The 18663-nt window shown below is 50.6% G+C and carries 15 protein-coding genes; 3 read left to right on the top strand and 12 right to left on the bottom strand.

From position 1 onward, the window contains the following. The first annotated feature begins 76 nt into the window (after positions 1-76). The gene (locus K3G39_RS05480; protein ID WP_220625177.1) at positions 77-724 is read left to right on the top strand and encodes a carboxypeptidase-like regulatory domain-containing protein; all 648 of its coding nucleotides are present in this window, start codon (positions 77-79) and stop codon (positions 722-724) included. An 81-nt stretch (positions 725-805) separates the two neighbouring features. Next, a complete protein-coding gene (gene uvsE / locus K3G39_RS05475; RefSeq protein WP_220625176.1) occupies positions 806-1699 on the top strand; it encodes a UV DNA damage repair endonuclease UvsE in 894 nt (297 codons plus the stop codon). Positions 1700-1705: 6 nt separating this feature from the next. Here uvsE and K3G39_RS05470 read toward each other — a convergent pair whose 3' ends face one another. Beyond that, positions 1706-2197, bottom strand: a complete 492-nt coding sequence (locus tag K3G39_RS05470; RefSeq protein ID WP_255594023.1) for a DUF4112 domain-containing protein — start codon at positions 2195-2197, stop codon at positions 1706-1708. 745 nt (positions 2198-2942) lie between these two features. Further along, positions 2943-3335, bottom strand: a complete 393-nt coding sequence (locus K3G39_RS05465) for a hypothetical protein (RefSeq protein WP_220625174.1) — start codon at positions 3333-3335, stop codon at positions 2943-2945. Between the two features lie 244 nt (positions 3336-3579). On the opposite strand from K3G39_RS05465, the gene K3G39_RS05460 reads away from it, so the two are divergent. Then, positions 3580-3732, top strand: a complete 153-nt coding sequence (locus tag K3G39_RS05460; RefSeq protein ID WP_220625173.1) for a hypothetical protein — start codon at positions 3580-3582, stop codon at positions 3730-3732. 131 nt (positions 3733-3863) lie between these two features. On the opposite strand, the gene K3G39_RS05455 is transcribed toward K3G39_RS05460, so the two are convergent. From K3G39_RS05455 to K3G39_RS05410, 10 genes are all read right to left on the bottom strand, one after another. Next, complete coding sequence (locus K3G39_RS05455; protein WP_220625172.1) at positions 3864-5159, bottom strand: sugar MFS transporter; 1296 nt, start codon at positions 5157-5159, stop codon at positions 3864-3866. A gap of 120 nt (positions 5160-5279) precedes the next feature. Next, positions 5280-7619: a beta-N-acetylhexosaminidase gene (locus K3G39_RS05450; RefSeq protein ID WP_220625171.1), complete on the bottom strand. Its 2340-nt coding sequence runs from the start codon at positions 7617-7619 to the stop codon at positions 5280-5282. A gap of 248 nt (positions 7620-7867) precedes the next feature. Beyond that, entirely contained in the window at positions 7868-9841 is a 1974-nt protein-coding gene (locus K3G39_RS05445) for a glucosamine-6-phosphate deaminase (RefSeq protein WP_220625316.1), read from the bottom strand. Further along, positions 9829-11082: an ROK family protein gene (locus K3G39_RS05440; protein WP_220625170.1), complete on the bottom strand. Its 1254-nt coding sequence runs from the start codon at positions 11080-11082 to the stop codon at positions 9829-9831. Before K3G39_RS05440 ends, K3G39_RS05445 begins: the two co-directional genes overlap by 13 nt. Before the next feature lie 359 nt (positions 11083-11441). Then, positions 11442-12650 (bottom strand): NlpC/P60 family protein, encoded by a 1209-nt coding sequence (locus K3G39_RS05435; protein WP_220625169.1) that lies wholly within the window; start codon positions 12648-12650, stop codon positions 11442-11444. 83 nt (positions 12651-12733) lie between these two features. Then, on the bottom strand, positions 12734-13999 hold the full coding sequence (locus tag K3G39_RS05430; protein WP_220625168.1) for a DUF819 domain-containing protein: 1266 nt from the start codon (positions 13997-13999) through the stop codon (positions 12734-12736). Positions 14000-14108: 109 nt separating this feature from the next. Beyond that, positions 14109-15176, bottom strand: a complete 1068-nt coding sequence (locus K3G39_RS05425) for an aminotransferase class I/II-fold pyridoxal phosphate-dependent enzyme (RefSeq protein WP_220625167.1) — start codon at positions 15174-15176, stop codon at positions 14109-14111. After that, positions 15176-16192 (bottom strand): dipeptide epimerase, encoded by a 1017-nt coding sequence (locus K3G39_RS05420; protein WP_370627202.1) that lies wholly within the window; start codon positions 16190-16192, stop codon positions 15176-15178. The genes K3G39_RS05425 and K3G39_RS05420 overlap by 1 nt, the downstream gene beginning before the upstream one ends. 105 nt (positions 16193-16297) lie before the next feature. After that, the gene (locus K3G39_RS05415) at positions 16298-17653 is read right to left on the bottom strand and encodes a D-alanyl-D-alanine carboxypeptidase/D-alanyl-D-alanine-endopeptidase (protein ID WP_220625165.1); all 1356 of its coding nucleotides are present in this window, start codon (positions 17651-17653) and stop codon (positions 16298-16300) included. Positions 17654-17683: 30 nt separating this feature from the next. Further along, a complete protein-coding gene (locus tag K3G39_RS05410) occupies positions 17684-18598 on the bottom strand; it encodes an N-acetylmuramoyl-L-alanine amidase (RefSeq protein WP_220625164.1) in 915 nt (304 codons plus the stop codon). Positions 18599-18663: the final 65 nt, after the last annotated feature.

Here is an 18663-nt window from a genome sequence, read left to right as displayed (position 1 = left end):
CGCGGCATACTTTTTAGCCTTTTCCGGCGTATTGACATTAATCTTTTGCCTCTGCCAAAGTGGCCTTTGCTGTAACATGCCCTTACACCTGCTGCGACTACTGCTTCTTTCTGTCCTGTTACTGGTAAGCACATTGCCGGCCCTGGCGCAGCGCAACATTCGCGTGAGTGGCACCGTGTTCGAGCCCGACAAAACCACTCCTATACCTGGCGCGGGCGTTATCCGATACGGAACGAACTATGGTGTAATCTCCGACGAAAACGGCAGTTTCCTGATCGATATTGACCAAAGCGACACGCTACTGATACGGGCCGTTGGTTTCAAGCCCATGCTATACCTGCCCCGCAACCTGCCTGTTTCAGAACTCCGCGTTAATATTATTCTGCAGCCTGACAGCGTGATGCTAGGGGAGGTAGAGATCACCAGCCGACCTTCTGAAGAACTGATACAGCGGGCGCTGCGCAACATGAAAAAGGAAGAACCGGAGTATGTAAAGCGCAAAGGTTACCGCCCCGAACTGGAGCCTGGCCCTCCGCCACCACCGATGGCCCCTACTGCGCTTAGCCCCATTTCACTGTTATATGATATGTTTTCGAAGGAAGGAAAACAGAACCAGAAACTGCAGCAACTGCTCATGATCCAGGAACTCAAGCGACGTATAGAGGAGAAAGAGAATTACAACCGTCTCTTTAAAGACAATACCGGCTACGAAATAAAGCGTTAAAAGACGCTCTCCTGAAATCTGATCTTCGGCAAAACAATCCACTTGTGCGTAGGTTAGGGTATAGCCATACCTCTATACCTTATGAAGATCGGATATCCCTGCATAAACCAGACACTCGACTGTTCCTCCTCCCGCACTTTTCGACTCGCCTCTTATTCGGAAGAGCGACTTATACAAACTGTAGAGCAAAACCTGAGCTGTTTGCGTCGCATTCTGGAGTTTAACGTAGAACACGGTTTGCAATTTTTCCGGCTCACGTCCGATCTGGTACCTTTCGCATCGCACCCCATCAATACTTATAACTGGCAGGAACATTTTAAACTGACCCTGCGCCGGCTCGGAGATTACATCAAGCGGCATAACCTGCGTATTTCCATGCACCCTGATCAGTTTGTAGTCCTCAACTCCCCTACCCCCCAAACGGTGCAGAACAGCATCGCCGAACTGGTATACCAGTGCAGCGTTCTCGACCTGATGGGCCTTGACTCTACAGCTAAGTTGCAAATACATGGTGGCGGTGCCTATGGCGACAAGGAGTCGGCTCTCAATCGGTTTGCAGAGGTATTCCATACCATGCTACCCGAGGCGGTGAAGGCCCGCCTCTGTGTCGAAAACGACGACCGTACCTACAGCTTAACCGACTGCCTCGTGCTACACGAACTGACAGGTATGCCTATCATTTTCGACAACCTGCATCATGAGTGTGTGAACAACGGAGAACCCATGCCCGAGGCAGTGATGCTGGCGGCACAAACCTGGCAGCCCGAACGTGACGGTATCCTGATGGTAGACTACAGCGCCCAATCGCCGGGAGAGCGGAAAGGCAAGCATGTGCAAAGTATCACAGAACAGGCTTTTCACGATTTCCTGGTGGAAACCGAGGGTATTGATATGGATATTATGCTGGAGATAAAAGACAAGGAAGCCAGTGCTCACAAGGCAGTAGCTGTAGCGAAGGAACTTGGTAGGATTTAGGCTCCTTTAGAACCAACCCTGCACCAGTTGATAGCCAAAGGCCAGTAATTCCCACATCGCCCAAATAAGCAAAATGGCTATTACGAAAACCCCGATGATGACGCCGACAATGATTTTCTTGCCGCTTCCCTGGTACTTGCCTTCTTCGTAATGTGCCCTTAGCATGCGCACATTGCGATCGTTGGCTTTAAAGGCGAAGTCAAAGATATTGCCGAGAATGGGAATACTGCCGAACAGGGCATCCAGTGCCACATTAAGCAACATCAGGGTGACCATTTTGCCGCTGGCCCCGTGGCGGGCCATGGTCAGAATCAGCATGGCGGACACACTGAACGATGCCAGGTCGCCCACCACCGGAAAAAGCCCGAGAATAGGATCCAGGCCAAACCGCCAGTTGGTGCCCGGCAGACGGAACTGATTGTCCATCAGGTGAGTTATCCGGTCTACCCACTTCAGGTTTTCGGTGCGGGGTGTGCGGGTATAGTGTGTATTTGCCATTTCCATAGCTGCCTATACGCAACCTTTAGACAAAAGTAGTAACCCTACCCTTCCTCAGCTGCATGTCTTGGAACTACCAGTCAGCAGATTTTCGTTTCGCTACTTTGTTGTTTTTCGGGGTATACGATGATTTTGACTTCCACTTTTTGTGCACCCTGTCTTGCTTGCCATTGACATAGCGCATGCTACTATAATCATCTACAACAATAGCTTTGCTGCCGCGGCTCACAGGGGAGCATGAAGAAAGGGTTGCAAGGGTGCTTACCAGAACAATGAGTAGAGTAAATCTTAACAAGGCCATATGATTCTGATTATTAGGTTAGTATCGAGTATCTAGTATAAACTATATACCTATATAATTCAAAATTGTTCAGATTTAACATTGATTTATACTACTTAAAAAGGTACCAACTCCGAGATTAGCATTACTTGCTTGTGGTTCATCTTCGGTCGGCTGATCGATCGCACAGGTTCGTCCATATTTTTTAAGCTTTCTTTACTTCCAGAGCCGAATACAGCAGGATTTGTTCGTGTAAGGGCCTTTAGTTTTTCATCGTCTGGGAAAGGTATACGAAAGGCTATTCCGCAATCAATACAGGCTGTCTATACCTGTAGAATTTTCGAAATGCAACCTATGTTATTGTTATCAACAGGCCCAAATCAAAAATATGAAACATAAAAAAAGCAGGTCCGAAACCGGACCTGCCTATACCTGTTGAAGGAAAATAAAGAGTCTGACGATCGCTTATTTACCGCCTCTTCCTTTCCCGTGATTGCCCTTGCCTTTTCCATGGCCACCTTTTCCTTTTCCGGCGTTGTGGTGATTACCATGTCCCGGCTTTCCTTTTGGCGCTCCCTGCCTAACGGTGGTATTGTTGTTATTTACGATAATAACCGTGTTGCCTCCCTTTCCATTTTTGTGCTTGGTATGGCCAGGGTTGGTAGTGCGCGGGTGGTGCGGATTGTTTGTGTTCTTGGTCCAGCCTTTTTTATACCCTTTGTGGTGGCCGCCGCCGGCTTTGCTGTCTTTAATGATAATGACTTGGCCGGTATTGCTGTTTTTCTTGCGGGAGGTGGTACAAGACGCCATGGTGGCTACAGACAGTACAATAAGAAGTAGGAGTCTTAGGCGATGCATATTTAGTTTATGTTATGATTATGAGAATTAGAATCTTTTTAGCAGGCACAAATGTATGTATTCAACTGAACACCCAATCATGCTTTCGATCGTATTTAGTGCAATTATTTTAAAATCTTAAAATCCATGGTTTCCGTCCTATAAAAAATATTTTGCGGCTTTGGAAGCTGCACCCCAACTAAGCTGACACTGCCTGCGTAATTATCCAGGTGCCAACCTTCTGGCATTATAAACTGGAGAAGCCATGCTGAACAGACTATATGGGGTGCTGCTGCTGACCCTACTTATCCTTGCCTTAGTTTCATCCTGCGAAAACAACACGGTGCAGGCTGTAGACACTCCGGAAGCAACAGCGCCTGTGGCTGCAGAAACAACAACCTTGCCAAATACTATATAGTAAAGCGCTATACCTGGGCTATACCTGTAAAGTGGCTACTGAGCGGTAGCCATACACCATTCACATACCCTCTAAAACAGCAACAGGAGCCCCGCAAGAGGCTCCTGTTGCTGTTTTAGCTATTGGAATTTTTACTTGGTTCTGATCTTATGCCCGGCCATCGCATAGTACAGGATGAAGAGGTAGCACGGCACCATGATCCAGTAAGCCTGCTGTGGATTAATAGAATCGGCCAGGGCACCGTAAATAAGTGGCAGAATGGCGCCACCGGCTATACCCATGATAATCAGCGAAGAACCGATCTTGGTAAAACGACCCAGGTCTGCAATAGCCAGCGGGAAAATGGCCGGCCACATAAGCGCATTGGCAAGACCCAGCAAGGCAATAAACAGCACCGATACCATACCACTCGTCATAATAGCAGCAATCGTAAAGGCGATGCCTAATATGGCGGATATCTTCAGGGCTTTATCCTGACGGATATATTTCGGGATGGTGGCAACGCCCACAAAATAAGCCAGCACCATGGCTCCCAGTGTAAAGGAAGTAAAGAACTTGGCCGTTGTGAACGGTATACCCTGCGCGGCACCATAGCTGACAATCGTATCACCAGCCATTACTTCAACGCCCACATATACAAACATGGTAAAAGCGCCTAGCAACAGGTGCGGAAACTGCAGAATGCTTGTCTTATTCACGTTGGCCGCAGCCACAGTCTCGTCTTCCTGGTCAGTGTCCACTTCCGGCAAGGATGAAAAATAAATAACAACGGCCAGTGCTACCAATGCACCCATGATAATCAGGTATGGCATGATCACTTTAGATGCCATAGTGTCCAGTTCGATGGCTTTTTCAGCCGCGCTCATTAGTTCCAGTTTGGCCACAACCTCATCGGCATTTGATAGCACGATGGCACCCAGAATAATTGACCCCAACACACCGCCGATTTTGTTGCTGACACCCATGATGCTGATGCGTTTGGCAGCACTCTCCAGCGGACCCAGGATGGTAATGTACGGATTAGAAGCCGTCTGCAGCACAGCCAGACCCGTTCCCTGCACGAAAAGACCGATCAGAAAAAGATCGAGCGTACGGGTAAGCGCGGCAGGCACAAACAACAATGCCCCGACTGCCATCACCAGCAAACCAACCGACATACCTTTCTTAAAACCAGTCGCTTTGAGCACCCAGGCCGAAGGTATAGCCATCACGAAATAGGAAATGTAGAACGCAAAAGCCACCAGATACGACTGGAAGTTGTTGAGTTCCAGAGCAATTTTAAAATACGGAATCAGGATGGCGTTGAGCCAGGTAACGAAGCCGAAGATAAAGAACAGCGCTCCGATAATGATGATCGAGCGCATGTACCCACCAGAAGCATTCTCCTGCCCGGTTTCGCTGTTTGTAGAAGGGGCTACTTTAGTCATGTTAAGTTTAGGTATAGATAAGGTGCAAAACTTTCCGGTGATTAGGCCGGGGATTAGGGTACAATATAAAATTTATCTCGCGGATATCAGGTGTTACAACCTTAAAATTTGAGTGATGGCTTACTCCACCACAATCTCGTCCAGCATCAGCCATGTTTTCTGTCCGACCGACGGGTACTTATCAGGGCTCACTCCTACACTGCGAACCTTCACTTTCACGAAGCGGGCGCGGGTAAGCGGAATTGTGGCAGCAACTTCGTGGGTCGTAATGCCTTCTGCCCCTAGTGGGTTGGGGTCGTCGATCGTGTCCACAGTCACATACCGGATGCCATCCACGGACAGCGCATACTCTACCTGAACGGGCAGGAAAATACGGTAGCCAATGTTCTGCATAAAGCTGGTACTCATCCTTTTGATCGGCTGCTCCTTCCCAAGATCAACGATCGCCTCCACGTCTGTGTCCAGGAAGCCCACCCAGTGGCCATCATACTGATCGGTTGATCCCTTCAGACCGTCTACTAGTTTTGACTGGCTAGCAAAGTTCTGGTGAGCGGGAGTGGTAAGTGTTATATTCTTGTTCAGGGCTTTGTGCGCCTCGAAAGTGCGGGTGCTTACCTTGCCAACCAGCTTGCCGTCTACAAAAGAACCGGCTTTGATAGTGGCTGTTTTGTTGAGCGAGAACGGTCCTTTGTATACCTGCGATCTCGTATTTGGCTCAGATCCGTCTAAAGTATAGTGGATGGTAACATCTGCCGCATCGGTCTCAAAAGTCACGTTGGCTCTATTGCTGGCCGTGTCTACCTGCAGTTGCTGTATCACATTGAAAGCGCTGCGGGCATAGTTAACACCCAACGCATCATAGCGCTTGTACTGCTCCGTCATGCGGTTCTGGAAGCTTTTCCAGTCTTTCAGCTTGGCAGGTGTCCACAATACTTCACTTAGGGCAGATATGCGCGGGAACACCATATACTCTAGGTGCCCTTCAGTAGAAACGTATTCGGTCCACATGTTAGCTTGCGCACCCAGGATGTACTTTTTCTCTTCGGCTGACAGTTCGCTTGGCGTCGGATCGTAGGCGTATACCTTGGAGAGCGGGTTATACCCGTGTATGGTGGTCGGTTCGAGATCTCGCTCGCCCTGGTAATAGTCAAAGTACAGGGGCGTGCCCGGCGACATCACCACATAGTGCTTTTCTTTGGCTGCGGCTATACCTCCCTTGGTACCGCGCCAGGACATCACATAGGCATTCGGTGCCAGCCCCCCTTCCAGAATCTCGTCCCAGCCGATGATAATGCGGCCGTTCTTGTTCGCGAATTTCTCCATGCGCTGCACAAAATAGCTCTGCAGCTCGTGTTCATCTTTCAGGCCTTCGTCGGCAATGCGTTTCTGACATTTCGGACATACCTTCCAGCGGGTTTTCGGGGCTTCGTCGCCACCTACATGAATAACTTTACTCGGAAAAAGCTCCATCACCTCGGTCAGTACATTTTCCAGAAAGGTAAACGTCTGCTCGTTGCCGGCACAGAAAATATCAGGAAAAATGCCCCACTTCGATTCTACTTTATGTGGTCCTCCGGTACAAGAAAGTTCCGGATAAGCAGCCAGCGCAGCCAGTGCATGGCCCGGCATTTCAATCTCCGGCACCACGTTAATGAAGCGGTCCTGTGCATACTTCACGACTTCTTTGATTTGCTCCTGGGTATAGTAGCCACCATGACGACGCTTGCGGTAAGTCTGTGGCAGGTCCCAGTAGTGGCCGATCAGGGTGCTGTCGCGCCAGGCGCCTACTTCGGTCAGTTTCGGGTACTTTTTGATCTCGATACGCCAGCCCTGGTCATCTGTCAGGTGCCAGTGGAAGCTGTTTAGCTTGTGCATCGCCAGGTAATCGATGTACTGCTTCACGAACTCCACCGGGAAGAAGTGGCGGGTCACATCCAGGTGCATGCCACGCCAGATATAGCGGGGTTTGTCCACGATCTGAAGCGCAGGTATAAGCGCCGATTCTGATGTTTTTTGGGCAGGCAGCAACTGGCGCATGGTTTGTATACCCAGGAATATACCGTGTGTTTCTTTCGCAGCCAGTGTAATGTGACCTTGCTTTACATCCAGGGTATAGCCTTCTGCACCCAGCGTATCGTTGTCTGTCTTCAGTGTCAGATAGATCAGGTTAGTCTCTTTTTTCTTCGGCTTCTTCTGAATCACCTCCGGCTTGTGACCGGTTGCCCCTTCTATGTGCTGGGCCAAAAACTCGCCTACACGTAGCAGATCATCATTTTTAGGGTCCACATATACCTTAGTGGAGGGCTGAACCAGGAAGCCACCCTTTTGGGTGGTCAGTTTCACGGGCTGCGGTATCAGCGACAACGATTCAGGCTTTACCTGCGCCTGCGAAAGCGTAGCTATACCTGCCGTGCAGAAAATCGAGAGCAAAAGGGTAAGAATATTTTTTCTGAAAGTCATATCAGAAATGCGTGTTTTGATGGTGTTGGTAATGCTTGAAAACGGTGCTGCTTGGTTGACAAAAAAGGCTTATACCTAAGAAGTTCAGCCTATGCTGTTTTTTAACAAGATCCTTACAGGATGACAAAACAAATTGTAACAAGCCCTGCATTTGGTTAAATCAGGGTCAATTTTACAAACCCGACAAATAAAAAAACAGCTGAAACAAAGCTAAGCAATTTGCTTCGTTTCAGCTGTCATTGTTTAATCTAGAATTTCCATTTCACGAAAGCTTCCATGGCCTCGTAATTGGCCAGGCCCAGGTCATCGTAGTTCTTGGCGGTTTCGCGGTTGCGCTCTTCGGCACGCACCCAGAACTCGCGCGCATCGTCGCCCGGGAATACCGGATAGTCCTTCTGTGACTGGTGCTTAAAGATGGCATTGCGCTTGCGTTCCACTTCCTGCGGCGACAACGGCACAGCCATTTCGATCTCGTGCGTAGCAAATTCGTGCCAGGCACCACGGTACATCCACAGCCAGCAGTCTTTGGCCCACTCCTCGGTTTCGCGCAGATGGGTAAGGGCAGCCAACACAATGTTGAAGCAAACGATGTGCGTGCCGTGCGGGTCGGCAAAGTCGCCGGCGGCAAACACCTGATGCGGCTTCACTTGCTGCAGTAGTTCGATGGTCAGTTCCACGTCAATATCAGTCACCGGCTTCTTCACCGTCTTGCCTGTTTCGTAGAATGGCAGCGCCATAAAGTGAATGTGATTATCGTCGAGACCAGCATAGCGGGCACCGGCAATGGCTTCACTCTTGCGGATAAAGCCTTTCACATCGCGGATTTCCTGTGTATCGAGCTGGTTTGGCTGCTTGTTCTCCAGGAAGCCACGCATGTCGTCGTAGATATTTTCCAGGTGATTCGTCTCCTGCCCGATGCTCTTATTAAAGTCAATGGCAAACTCCATGTAGCGCAGCACGTCATCGTCCCACACAGCTGTGTTGCCGGAAGTCTGGTAGGCCACATGCACATCGTGCCCCTGATCCACTAGTCGGATGAACGTACCCCCCATCGAGATCACATCATCGTCCGGGTGTGGCGAGAAGATCACCACGCGCTTGTGGGCCGGTTCGGCACGCTCCGGACGGCGCTTGTCGTCGGCGTTGGGCTTACCACCCGGCCAGCCGGTAATGGTGCTTTGCAGTTTGTTGAAGATGTCAATGTTGATTTCGTAGGCTGTACCCTTTTCGGTGATCAATTGGGCCATACCGTTGTTGTTGTAGTCTTCCTCGGTCAGCTTCAGGATCGGCTTCTTCATCGTCTGCGACAGCCAGATAACCGCTTTCTTGATCTGCGCATCATCCCATGGGCAATCTTTTACCAACCATGGCGTGTTGAAGCGGGTCAAGTCCGAAGCGGCATCCATGTCCAGCACAAACTCCACATTGTCTGACAGTTGCAGGTACGTAGCCGGAACATCACTCGACATTTCGCCTTCCACTGCTTTCTTAATGATCGGCGCTTTCTTACCACTCCAGGCCATCAGAATAATTTCGCGGGCTTTGAATATGGTACCAATGCCCATTGTGATGGCTTTGCGCGGCACATTTTCCTTACCACCAAAGTCACGGGAAGCATCACGGCGAGTCAGGTCATCGAGCGTAACCAGGCGTGTACCGGAGTTTGGCGCAGAACCCGGCTCGTTGAAACCGATGTGACCTGTACGACCAATGCCCAGCAGCTGCAGATCCAGGCCGCCTACGGCTTCAATCTTGCGCTCGTATTCCAGGCAGTAGTCGTGTATTCTTTCCTGCGGCAGGGTGCCATCAGGTATATGCACATTGTTTTTGTTGATATCGATGAGGTCGAACAGGTTCTCGTTCATGAACGTGACATAGCTCTGCACCGCAGTCGGCTGCATCGGGTAGTACTCGTCCAGGTTGAAGGTGATCACATTGCGGAAGCTAAGTCCTTCTTCGCGATGCAGGCGCACCAGTTCGGCATATACCTTTATGGGTGTGGCACCCGTAGCCAGACCGAGCACAGCTTTTTCATTGCGTCCTTGTTTATACCTGATCAGCTCCGCTATACGCTGTGCCACTTTCACTGAGGCGACATGTTCATCGGAGTAAACGGTAACCGGAAGCTTTTCAAAACGGGTTTCTTCCAGAAGATTTAATCGTGCCATTTTCTTTGTGCTATAATGTGATGTTGTGTTTCGTTGTTCTGTTATTTCGTTGATTCGATGCGGTGCTCAAAAATGCGCTCCATTACCGTAGCCACCGGCCCCAGTATACCTGCCTGCGCTCCCAGCCTGGAAAGCACGATTTCAGTCTGCTCACGCAGCTGCGTCATACAGTACGTGTTGATCGATTGCTGTATCGGGGTGGTGAGGTATTGCCTGGCTTCTGCCATTTTACCGCCAATAATGATCAGCTCCGGATTATACAGCTGGATAAGCATGGCTATACCTTTGCCCAGATTCCGGCCTGTTTCGGCGAGCATATTGATGGCGTACTGGTCACCTTCGTGTGCAGCCTGAATGATAGTCTGCGGCTCTATTTTCTCAGTTTCCGGCCCTGCCAGCGCTTTTAGTAAAGTATCCTGACCGGCCTGCAGTCCTTCGCGGGCCATGCGGGCCAATGCACTTCCCGAAGCTACGGTTTCCAGACAGCCGCGCTTGCCGCAATGGCACAGCACGCCATTTTCTATAAAAGGAATGTGCCCGAACTCACCCGCAAATCCCGAGGTGCCGGCACGTAACTTTCCATCCATAATAACTCCCAGACCGATACCCCAGTCCAGCGTGAGTACCAGCACATCGCGTTTGCCCTGCGCCGCTCCAAAACGGTATTCGGCCAGGGTGATGCTCTTCACGTCGTTCTGAATGTAAACCGGCTTACTGAACCTGAGGGCCAGCAAGTCCTGCAGCGGTGTTTCGTCCTGGCCCGTCAGCAGATAGGTATAGCTATTGCCTTCGCGGGACGAAACAAGGCCTGGCATACTCAGGCCAATGCCCATCAGTTTGTCAGCATCTATACCTGCCGAAAGCACTAAACTGCTGGCGTGTAGGTATAGCTCCTCGATTGCGCTAAGGTCTTTGGAAAGACTTATTGGAAAGGTATGGGTGCCAGTGATGTTGTTGTTCGTGCCATCAAAAATCGCCATGCGGGTGCTGAACTTTTCCATTTCGATGCTCAGCACGAAAAGGGAGTTGTTGCGCAGTCCGTACAGCTCCGGCTTGCGGCCTCCGACTGATTCGCCACGACCCTGCTTCTCCACCAGTCCCTCGGTCATCAGTTCGTTGAGCAAGGCCATGGAAGTAGGAGAACTGATATTGAAGCGGTTGCAAATATCAGCATTAGAGCGAGCACCTTTTACATACAAGTGCCTCACAATCTTAATCTTCTGAAGGTGCTTCTTTCGCTCCACGTGGTTGAGCTTTTCCAGATACCCTTCTTCCAATGCCAGAAATGCGCTCATGCGATCAGTTTTCTTCTAATAATATAAAGTACGGCAATAAGCGGTATAAAATCAAATTACTTCTGCTAATTTTTTATAAAAGTAATTTTCAATTCATTATTTTTTACCTAATCCAGGAATTATTGTTTTAGAAAATAATAAATCTATAATCCTATGGCCTCCTGCCATATGTTCTAAAAGACACAGAACTAGCGACCTAGGAATTTACAATTGCTTGATACAAAAGTGCGTGAGAAGGAAATGGTATAATGCGGTCAGTATAAGGATTCCGGATTTCTCATTCAGATTGAAATAATAAAAAAGGCAGTAGCTTTCGCCACTGCCTTTCATTTCAATCAATGCTGTACCTTCTCTATAGCTTACTCGTAGAGTGGCTTTTCGCGCAGATCTACAAGAGTAGCTTCCGGCGATACGCGTTTGGCACGCAGGAAGCGGGCCAGTTCAGAAGCATCGTGGTTTTCGGCAGATGGGTTCATGCTGTTGATGCGTACGCGGCCAGCAGAATGTATAAACTCCTGGTTACCGCCAATCCACATACCCACGTGCACCACACGCTCCGGCTTGCCGTCTTTAGCTGGCACACCAAAAAACAACAGATCACCCGGACGCATATCACCCCACCCTTTGTCCGTGTTAACCAGCTCGCCAATATGCACCTGCTGCGAAGCATCGCGTGGCAATACCAGCCCGTTCATAAAGAAAATGGTTTTGGTAAAACCGCTGCAGTCCATTCCTTTCACAGAAGTTCCGCCCCACAGGTATGGCATCCCCAGCATTTCTTTGCTGGAGGCTACCAGATTCTCTTCGGTTGGTTTGCGGGTCGCTACCCACTCCTTGAAATCTATGGCTTCGGCAGCGGCAACAAAACCAGTGCGACCGTCCGGGAAAGCTACTTCATAAAAGTCCTTTGTCTTGTTCTTGAGTACCACCACATCACCGTATACCATATCCGATACACTTGAGGCATTTTTGTCTGCCGCAGCATGCGCAAAGCCATAGGTATTGGTATAGATCAGCTTTTTGCCCTGCTGCCAGTTGTTGAAAGCTGTCTGGTCCATCAGGGCCACACCGCCGTAGTCAACCCAGGCCAGGTAGTGGTCTGGCGTTTGCACCAGGTACCAGCCGTTTTGCTTCTTCCACACTTTGAGCGGAGTACCCATGGTAGCCTGTGTTGCTAGTTCGGCAGAGTGCTTTGGCTGCGAGCGCAGGTTAGCAACTGAAATGGTTACGATGGCCTGGTTCTTTCCTTCCAGCTCTGCTTCCGGCAGCACCTGTATGCTGTCTACGAACGTCACATCGGCTGCCTGCAAACGCTTCAGCAAAGCTGCTTTGGCCTCAGGCATGTTTGTTTCGCCCCGAAGTATAGTGCCCTTGGGCTCCACATCAAACAGCGCAACCCGCTTGTCGGGTGCAAACTGTTGCCGCACGGCATCGATATGCGTTTTAGCCGGGGAAACTGCAGCCTCTATTTTAGACGCAGTAGTGGTGTCAGAGGAAGTGCTTTGTGTGCCGGTACAGGATGCAAGCACCAGTATAAGCAACAGCACAAATGGGTTCTTTTTGATCATGATATTGGTTTTTAATCGACTGTCAGCCCGTGAGCCTGATGACAACATTATTCACTAAACATTTATCTTTCTATAATAATTCGTTACTGGGGCGCCACCAGCTGCATGAGTATGGCGGAGATATAAGCGCCATAGGTACCCACCGCATAACCCAGTATCGACAGCAGCACCCCTACCGGTGCCAGTGCCGGGTGAAAAGCAGCCGCCACAATTGGCGCTGAGGCTGCCCCGCCTACGTTGGCCTGACTGCCCACTGCCAGGAAAAAGAACGGGGCTTTAATCAGTTTACCCACAACAAAGAGCAGCAGCATGTGCATCGAGATCCAGATGATACCCACCAGGAACAGGCCCGGCTGACTCACGATGGCGGTCACGTCCATCTGCATGCCAATGGTAGCTACCAGGATGTAGAGGAAAATACTGGCGATACGGGAAGCACCCGCACCCTCCAGGTTTCGGGCCTTGGTGGTAGACAGGAGCATGCCGAAGGTGGTCGCCAGCACTACCAGCCAGAAGAAGCCGGAGGTAAGGCTGAAACGAGCCAGTTCCGGCGCATTCGCCTCGATCCAGGGCGCGATGATATCAGCAAAGAAGTGAGCTATACCGGTGATACCAAAACCAACACCTGCGATGAGCATAATGTCTGGCAGCGTCGGTATTTTCATGATGCTCTGGCGGTACTTCTCGATTTTGTTTTTCAGGTCATTCACAGCCGAGCTGTCGGCTTTAAAGAAAGCGTCTATCTTTTCGGACCTGCCTGCACCGTACAACAGCACGGCCATCCAGATGTTAGCCACGATCACGTCCACCGCAATCACGGCAGAGAACAGGTTCGGGTTGGGCTGGAAAATTTCGTACATGGCCAGTTGGTTGGCGCCACCACCAATCCAGCTGCCTGCAATGGTGGAGAGACCGCGCCACACGGCATCAGGTCCCGCTCCGCCTACAATATCAGGCGCAAATGTAGAGACGATAAGTATAGCCAGCGGACCACCAATAACAATGCCCACAGTACCCGTGATGAACATCAGCCCGGCTTTGTGGCGCAGCTTCCAGATCTCTTTCAGGTCGAGGCTAATGGTGAACAGGACCAAACTCGCCGGCAACAGGTAACGCGACGCCATTCCGTACAGCCCCGACGTTTCACCGGAGATGATGTTGAGTGAGTTCAGTAAGCTTGGAATGAGGTAACACAGCAGGAGCGATGGCACAACCGAGTAGAATTTCTTGAACACGGTACGCTCACTCGATGATGTTTTGAAGATAATGGCAAGGATGACGATGAGAATGCCTAGCACCACGGCATCGTTGGTGATGAGAGGTGCTGTAGCGGTGGTGGTTTCTTCCATGTAGTGCAGGCTTCCCTGTTAAAGGGGTGTTGGGTTAGAAATTATAAGCTATGTATTGGTGTAATAGACTTTCTCCGGTGCTGTAATAGCGGTCATAGTAGGATTCTTTTTAAGGCTGCTCAAACTGATTGATCAACCTCGTTAATCGCTGAATATCCTCCTGCTGATGCGCACTGCTCAGAATTACCCTGGTGATCGGGTCATCGGCAGGTGTTGGATAGCGGAAGCTGGAGATGATCACGCCATGTTCCTGCAGGTATGCCGCCAGCCGATGCGCACGCACTCCGAAAACCGGATACCTTTCAAAGTAACTGAATTGCTCGGGCCGCTCCAAATGCTCCAGGAAATAACTGATGTTTGTGAACAGCTTCTCTCTGGCTTCTTTAAACACTGGCTCGCATTTCAAAAAGGCATACAGGTACGCAGGTATAGCCGGGGAAGCACCACCAAAATAGTGACTATGCCGCAACCTGTCGACCAAACTTTTATTACCCAGCACGACACCGGCAGGTATACCTAATGCTTTCCCCATGGAGCTCGCCACCACCAGCCGCATGTTTTGCTGAAGTCGAGAATTCAGCTGTTCAAATATACCGGCGCCGTCCTCACCTGTCACCCCAAAACCATGCGAATCGTCGACGATCAGCGTAATCTGCTTGTCTTTCGGCAAAGCGCTCAACCAACTGAAACCGTGGTTACGGGCTTTGAGCGGGTCGAGTGAATTACAGACTAGGATGATATGACTTTCCTTCGCAGACTTTACCTGCTGCAGCATCGGAGCAACCCAGGCATCGTAGTCGCCGGTAACTTCGTCGGCGGTGCTGCGCCAGAGCGCCGGGTGCGTGTTGGGAGCATAGATAAAATGTCCGCTTCCCTGCAAAGTCTGCACCAGCGCCTGCCCCGCCAGGTAACCTGACGACATTGTAAAAGCGGCTTCAGCTCCGGTATACCTTGCCAAGTATTCTTCCGCCTCCCCAAACACCCGCAGCTGCAGGTTGGAATTGCGCGAACTGGAGTAGTTGGTGCCGTAACGGGCCATACCTTCCAGCACGCAATGCCTGAAAGCTTCGTTGACAGGTATACCCAGGTAGGAGGTCCCGCTAAAGAACAGAAACTCCTCCCCCTCTACCACCAAGGTGCGGCCCGGCAGTTGGTCGGTGTATACCTTATTGGCCATTATGCGTTGAGGGTAACGCCCGTACCGTTTACGTTTTCGCTGTAGCTCACTTTGCCATAGTCGATGGTGACGCCGGAGGCGATATCTTTGCTCAGCAACAGGGCGCCGTCCATGTCCACGTAGTCGAGCATAGGCAGCAACTGCGCGATGGCTGATATACCTACGCTGGATTCGGTCATGCAGCCTACCATCACTTTCATACCCAGACTCTTGGCTTCGGCGATCATACGACGGGCAGGTGTCAGACCACCGCATTTGGTGAGCTTGATGTTCACACCATGGAACAGGCCGTGGCACTTGGCTACATCGGCTTCGGTAATGCAGCTTTCGTCGGCAATCAGGGGCAGTACGGAGCGCTTGTATACCTCCTTCATTCCTTCCAGATCGTCGGCCTTCATGGGCTGTTCAATGAACTGCACACCCAGTTCTTTCAGTTGCTTCGAGTTTTCGATGGTTTCCTCCACACCCCAGGCGCAGTTTGCGTCTACACGGAAAACAGCATCGGTGTGCTTGCGCAGCTCTTTGATGATCGCCACGTCTTCTTTCGTGCCCAGCTTGATTTTGTAAAGCGGCCACGGCATTTCCTGCAGCTTCTTTACCATGTTTTCGATTGAGGCGATGCCGATGGTATAATTGGTGAGCGGCATGTTCTTCGCCTCCAGGCCCCAGATTTTGTAGAGCGGCTGGCCTTTCATTTTGCCGAACAGGTCGTTAGCGGCCAGGTCGAGTGCGCAAAGAGCAAAGGGGTGGTTGGTTAGATGCGGCTGCATCTGCGCCCAAAATTCCTCCGGCGAAGTCAGCTCGGTTGACTCGATTTTCTCGCGGATGCTTTCCAGCGCCTGGGTCATGCTCTCGATGGTGAAGCCATAGTACGGATTGCTGGTTGCCTCGCCATAACCTTTGTGTTCGCCGTGCTGCAGCTCCACGATCATGGTTGGCTGTACATCGCGGGAGTCGTAGGAGATGGTAAAGGTATGCCGCAGGGGCAGGTCAAAAGAGCGTATCGTTAGTTTCAACATGGTGTTGGTTTGTTTGTGTGGTCAGGTATAGATACTTAATTGTTAATTGCCTTTTTTTTTAAGATTGCTCTTCCGGGTTGATTAATCCAAAATAGCCCCTACTTAATACTTCTCGTGCACCTCCGTCATAATGCGTTCCATAGCGCTTCTAATCTCTGCCGAGGATGTGTTAAAGTTGTTGTTCATAAAGCTATACATCAGCAGCTTGCCGCTCTTGGTGATAATGTACCCGCTTTGGTTGTGTACGTGCGCCAGCGTGCCCGATTTGCCAAACACGAAAGGCACATCCGCTTTGTAGATATTCCGGAAAGTGCCTGGTCTTCCACCTACGGCCAGCATGGGGAGCAGTTTCTCCCTCGGGCGCTCGGCGTGCATTTTCTGCAGAAGCGCAATGATGCTGCGCGGCGTAAACATATTCATGGAGGAAAGGCCAGAGCCGTCGATCCAAACCGGCGCGTCCGGCAGGTCAGATAAGTAATTCTGAACGGCATACTTGATAGCCCGCTCTACTGACAACGTGTCAGAAAAGGTGCCGGAGCTCAGCATCATCAATTGCTCAGCCATCAGGTTGTCGCTCACCTGCAGCATGCGCTTGAACACGGAATCAGCAGGCAGACCGTAAAGAATCTGACCACCCGCAGGTATAGGCCGTTTCACCAGTTTCACTGGACGCTTCAGGGTGTCACCCAGCAGCTGCACGGTGAGCTCCGGCGAGGTGATAAAAGGCACTTCCTGCGAGAAGGCGATCGATGCTCGTTTCGGGTTGTAGGCAATGTCGTTCGCGCGCCATGCTCTGCGAAAGGTGTCGCGGTGCGCATTTTTGGTGGTATCAGCTTTCACGTGCTTCTTAAATAAAACCGGTGTGGTAGTATAGTCCGTGGTGCTGTCTTTCTTGAACTTTATAATGTTGCCATGGATCGGGAAAGTGCTACGCTCAGGCTGGTAGTAATAGTTGTAATCATCCCAGCCCCAATTGGTGGCGAAGGGCGTGCTGGTCATGGGTGCCTCAATGTAGTAAAGTTTCTCTTTGCGGTTTTTCAGGAAATCGTAGGCAATATTGTTCTGCAGATCCATATGCGTGAAGGTCGGGTCGCCGGTGCCCCAGAAGATCAGCGAATCGCCTTTGGCCACGTACTTGAGCGCAGGTATAGAATCGCCCAGCATTTTGGAAGCTGCATAAAACGTGAACAGCTTTGTGTTGGAAGCCGGCACGAAATACTTGTCGGAATTATGCTCCACCACTGTCTGGCCCAGTTCCGGGTCATAGAGGACAAAGCCCACAAAGCTTTTCTGCAAAGCAGCCACCTCCATCACCTGCCGCTGAATCTCCGCCGGTCCGTAAGGTGGTGTCACAGGTACTTCCGCTACGGGTTTGGCAGCGCTACAGCCGAGCAGGAAGAGCAAGCTGAGGCAAGGTATAAGCCGGAAGGTATAGCGGGTGAGTAGGGGTTTGGTCATAGTCAAGGAGCTTCCGTTTAATATCCCAATTTACAAATACTTCTGATACAGGTTATAAAGAATTAACTTCTCGTCCTCAGTTAAGGGGGCCTCCACATCTGTCTGAATAAAATGAATCTTGAAAGCCCGTACCGCTGCTTCCGGATTACGCACGTCATACCCGATGATGCGCAGGGCATCGAGTGGGTTAAAATGCTCGGGCAGCACATGCTTCGGCACCGTCTCCATCACCAGCAAAGGGGGCTGGTCGCCTTCGCCACCTACAGGCACTTCGCGCAGTACTTGTTCTTTATCCAGCACACCTTCATCAAACCACAGCCCAAAGCCGTTATCAGCCAGCGTCTTCCACGGGAACAGCGGACTTGGATCTACTTTACGGACCGGTGCGATATCGGCGTGGCCTATGAAGTTTTCAGCAGGTATACCGTGCTCTTTTTTGAGCTTACCCAATACGGCAATCAGGCTATTGATCATCTCCTCCGGAAAAGGCTCGGAGCCGTTGTTGTCGAGCTCTATACCTATGGAAGAAGAGTTAAGATCGGTGTTGCTGCCCCATCTGCTGTTGCCGCCGTGCCAGGCGCGCATGTGATCGTGTAACATCTGGTATACTTTGCCATCACGACCAATTACGTAATGAGAACTCACTTTAGTAGAGGGCATAGTAAAGGTCTTCAGGGTATGCTCGGTGGAGTTTTGCGCCGTATGGTGAATGATCACGAAGTTGGGTTTGCGCAAGTTGAAGTTGGTGGTGCCCACCCAGTAATCTCCTTGCCGATAAGTATGCTCGCCGTTCGGGGCCACAGGTATAGCCCGCAGCGATTTAGCGTAGGCTTTGGCCTGTTTTTTATACGACTTGTTGGTTGCGGCATAAGGGTTTGTGGCACAGCTTGCAAGGGCGGCACAACACAGCAACAGGCTAATCACCTGTAAGGAAAGACGCTTCATGTATTTTTTACTTATAAAGTAAATATATAAATTCAAATCTAATTCTGACGACGCCTCTAATATTG

Origin of the sequence: Pontibacter sp. HSC-14F20 (assembly GCF_019599265.1) — a bacterium.
Lineage (GTDB): Bacteria > Bacteroidota > Bacteroidia > Cytophagales > Hymenobacteraceae > Pontibacter.
This window is presented reverse-complemented; position numbering and strand designations above follow the sequence as displayed.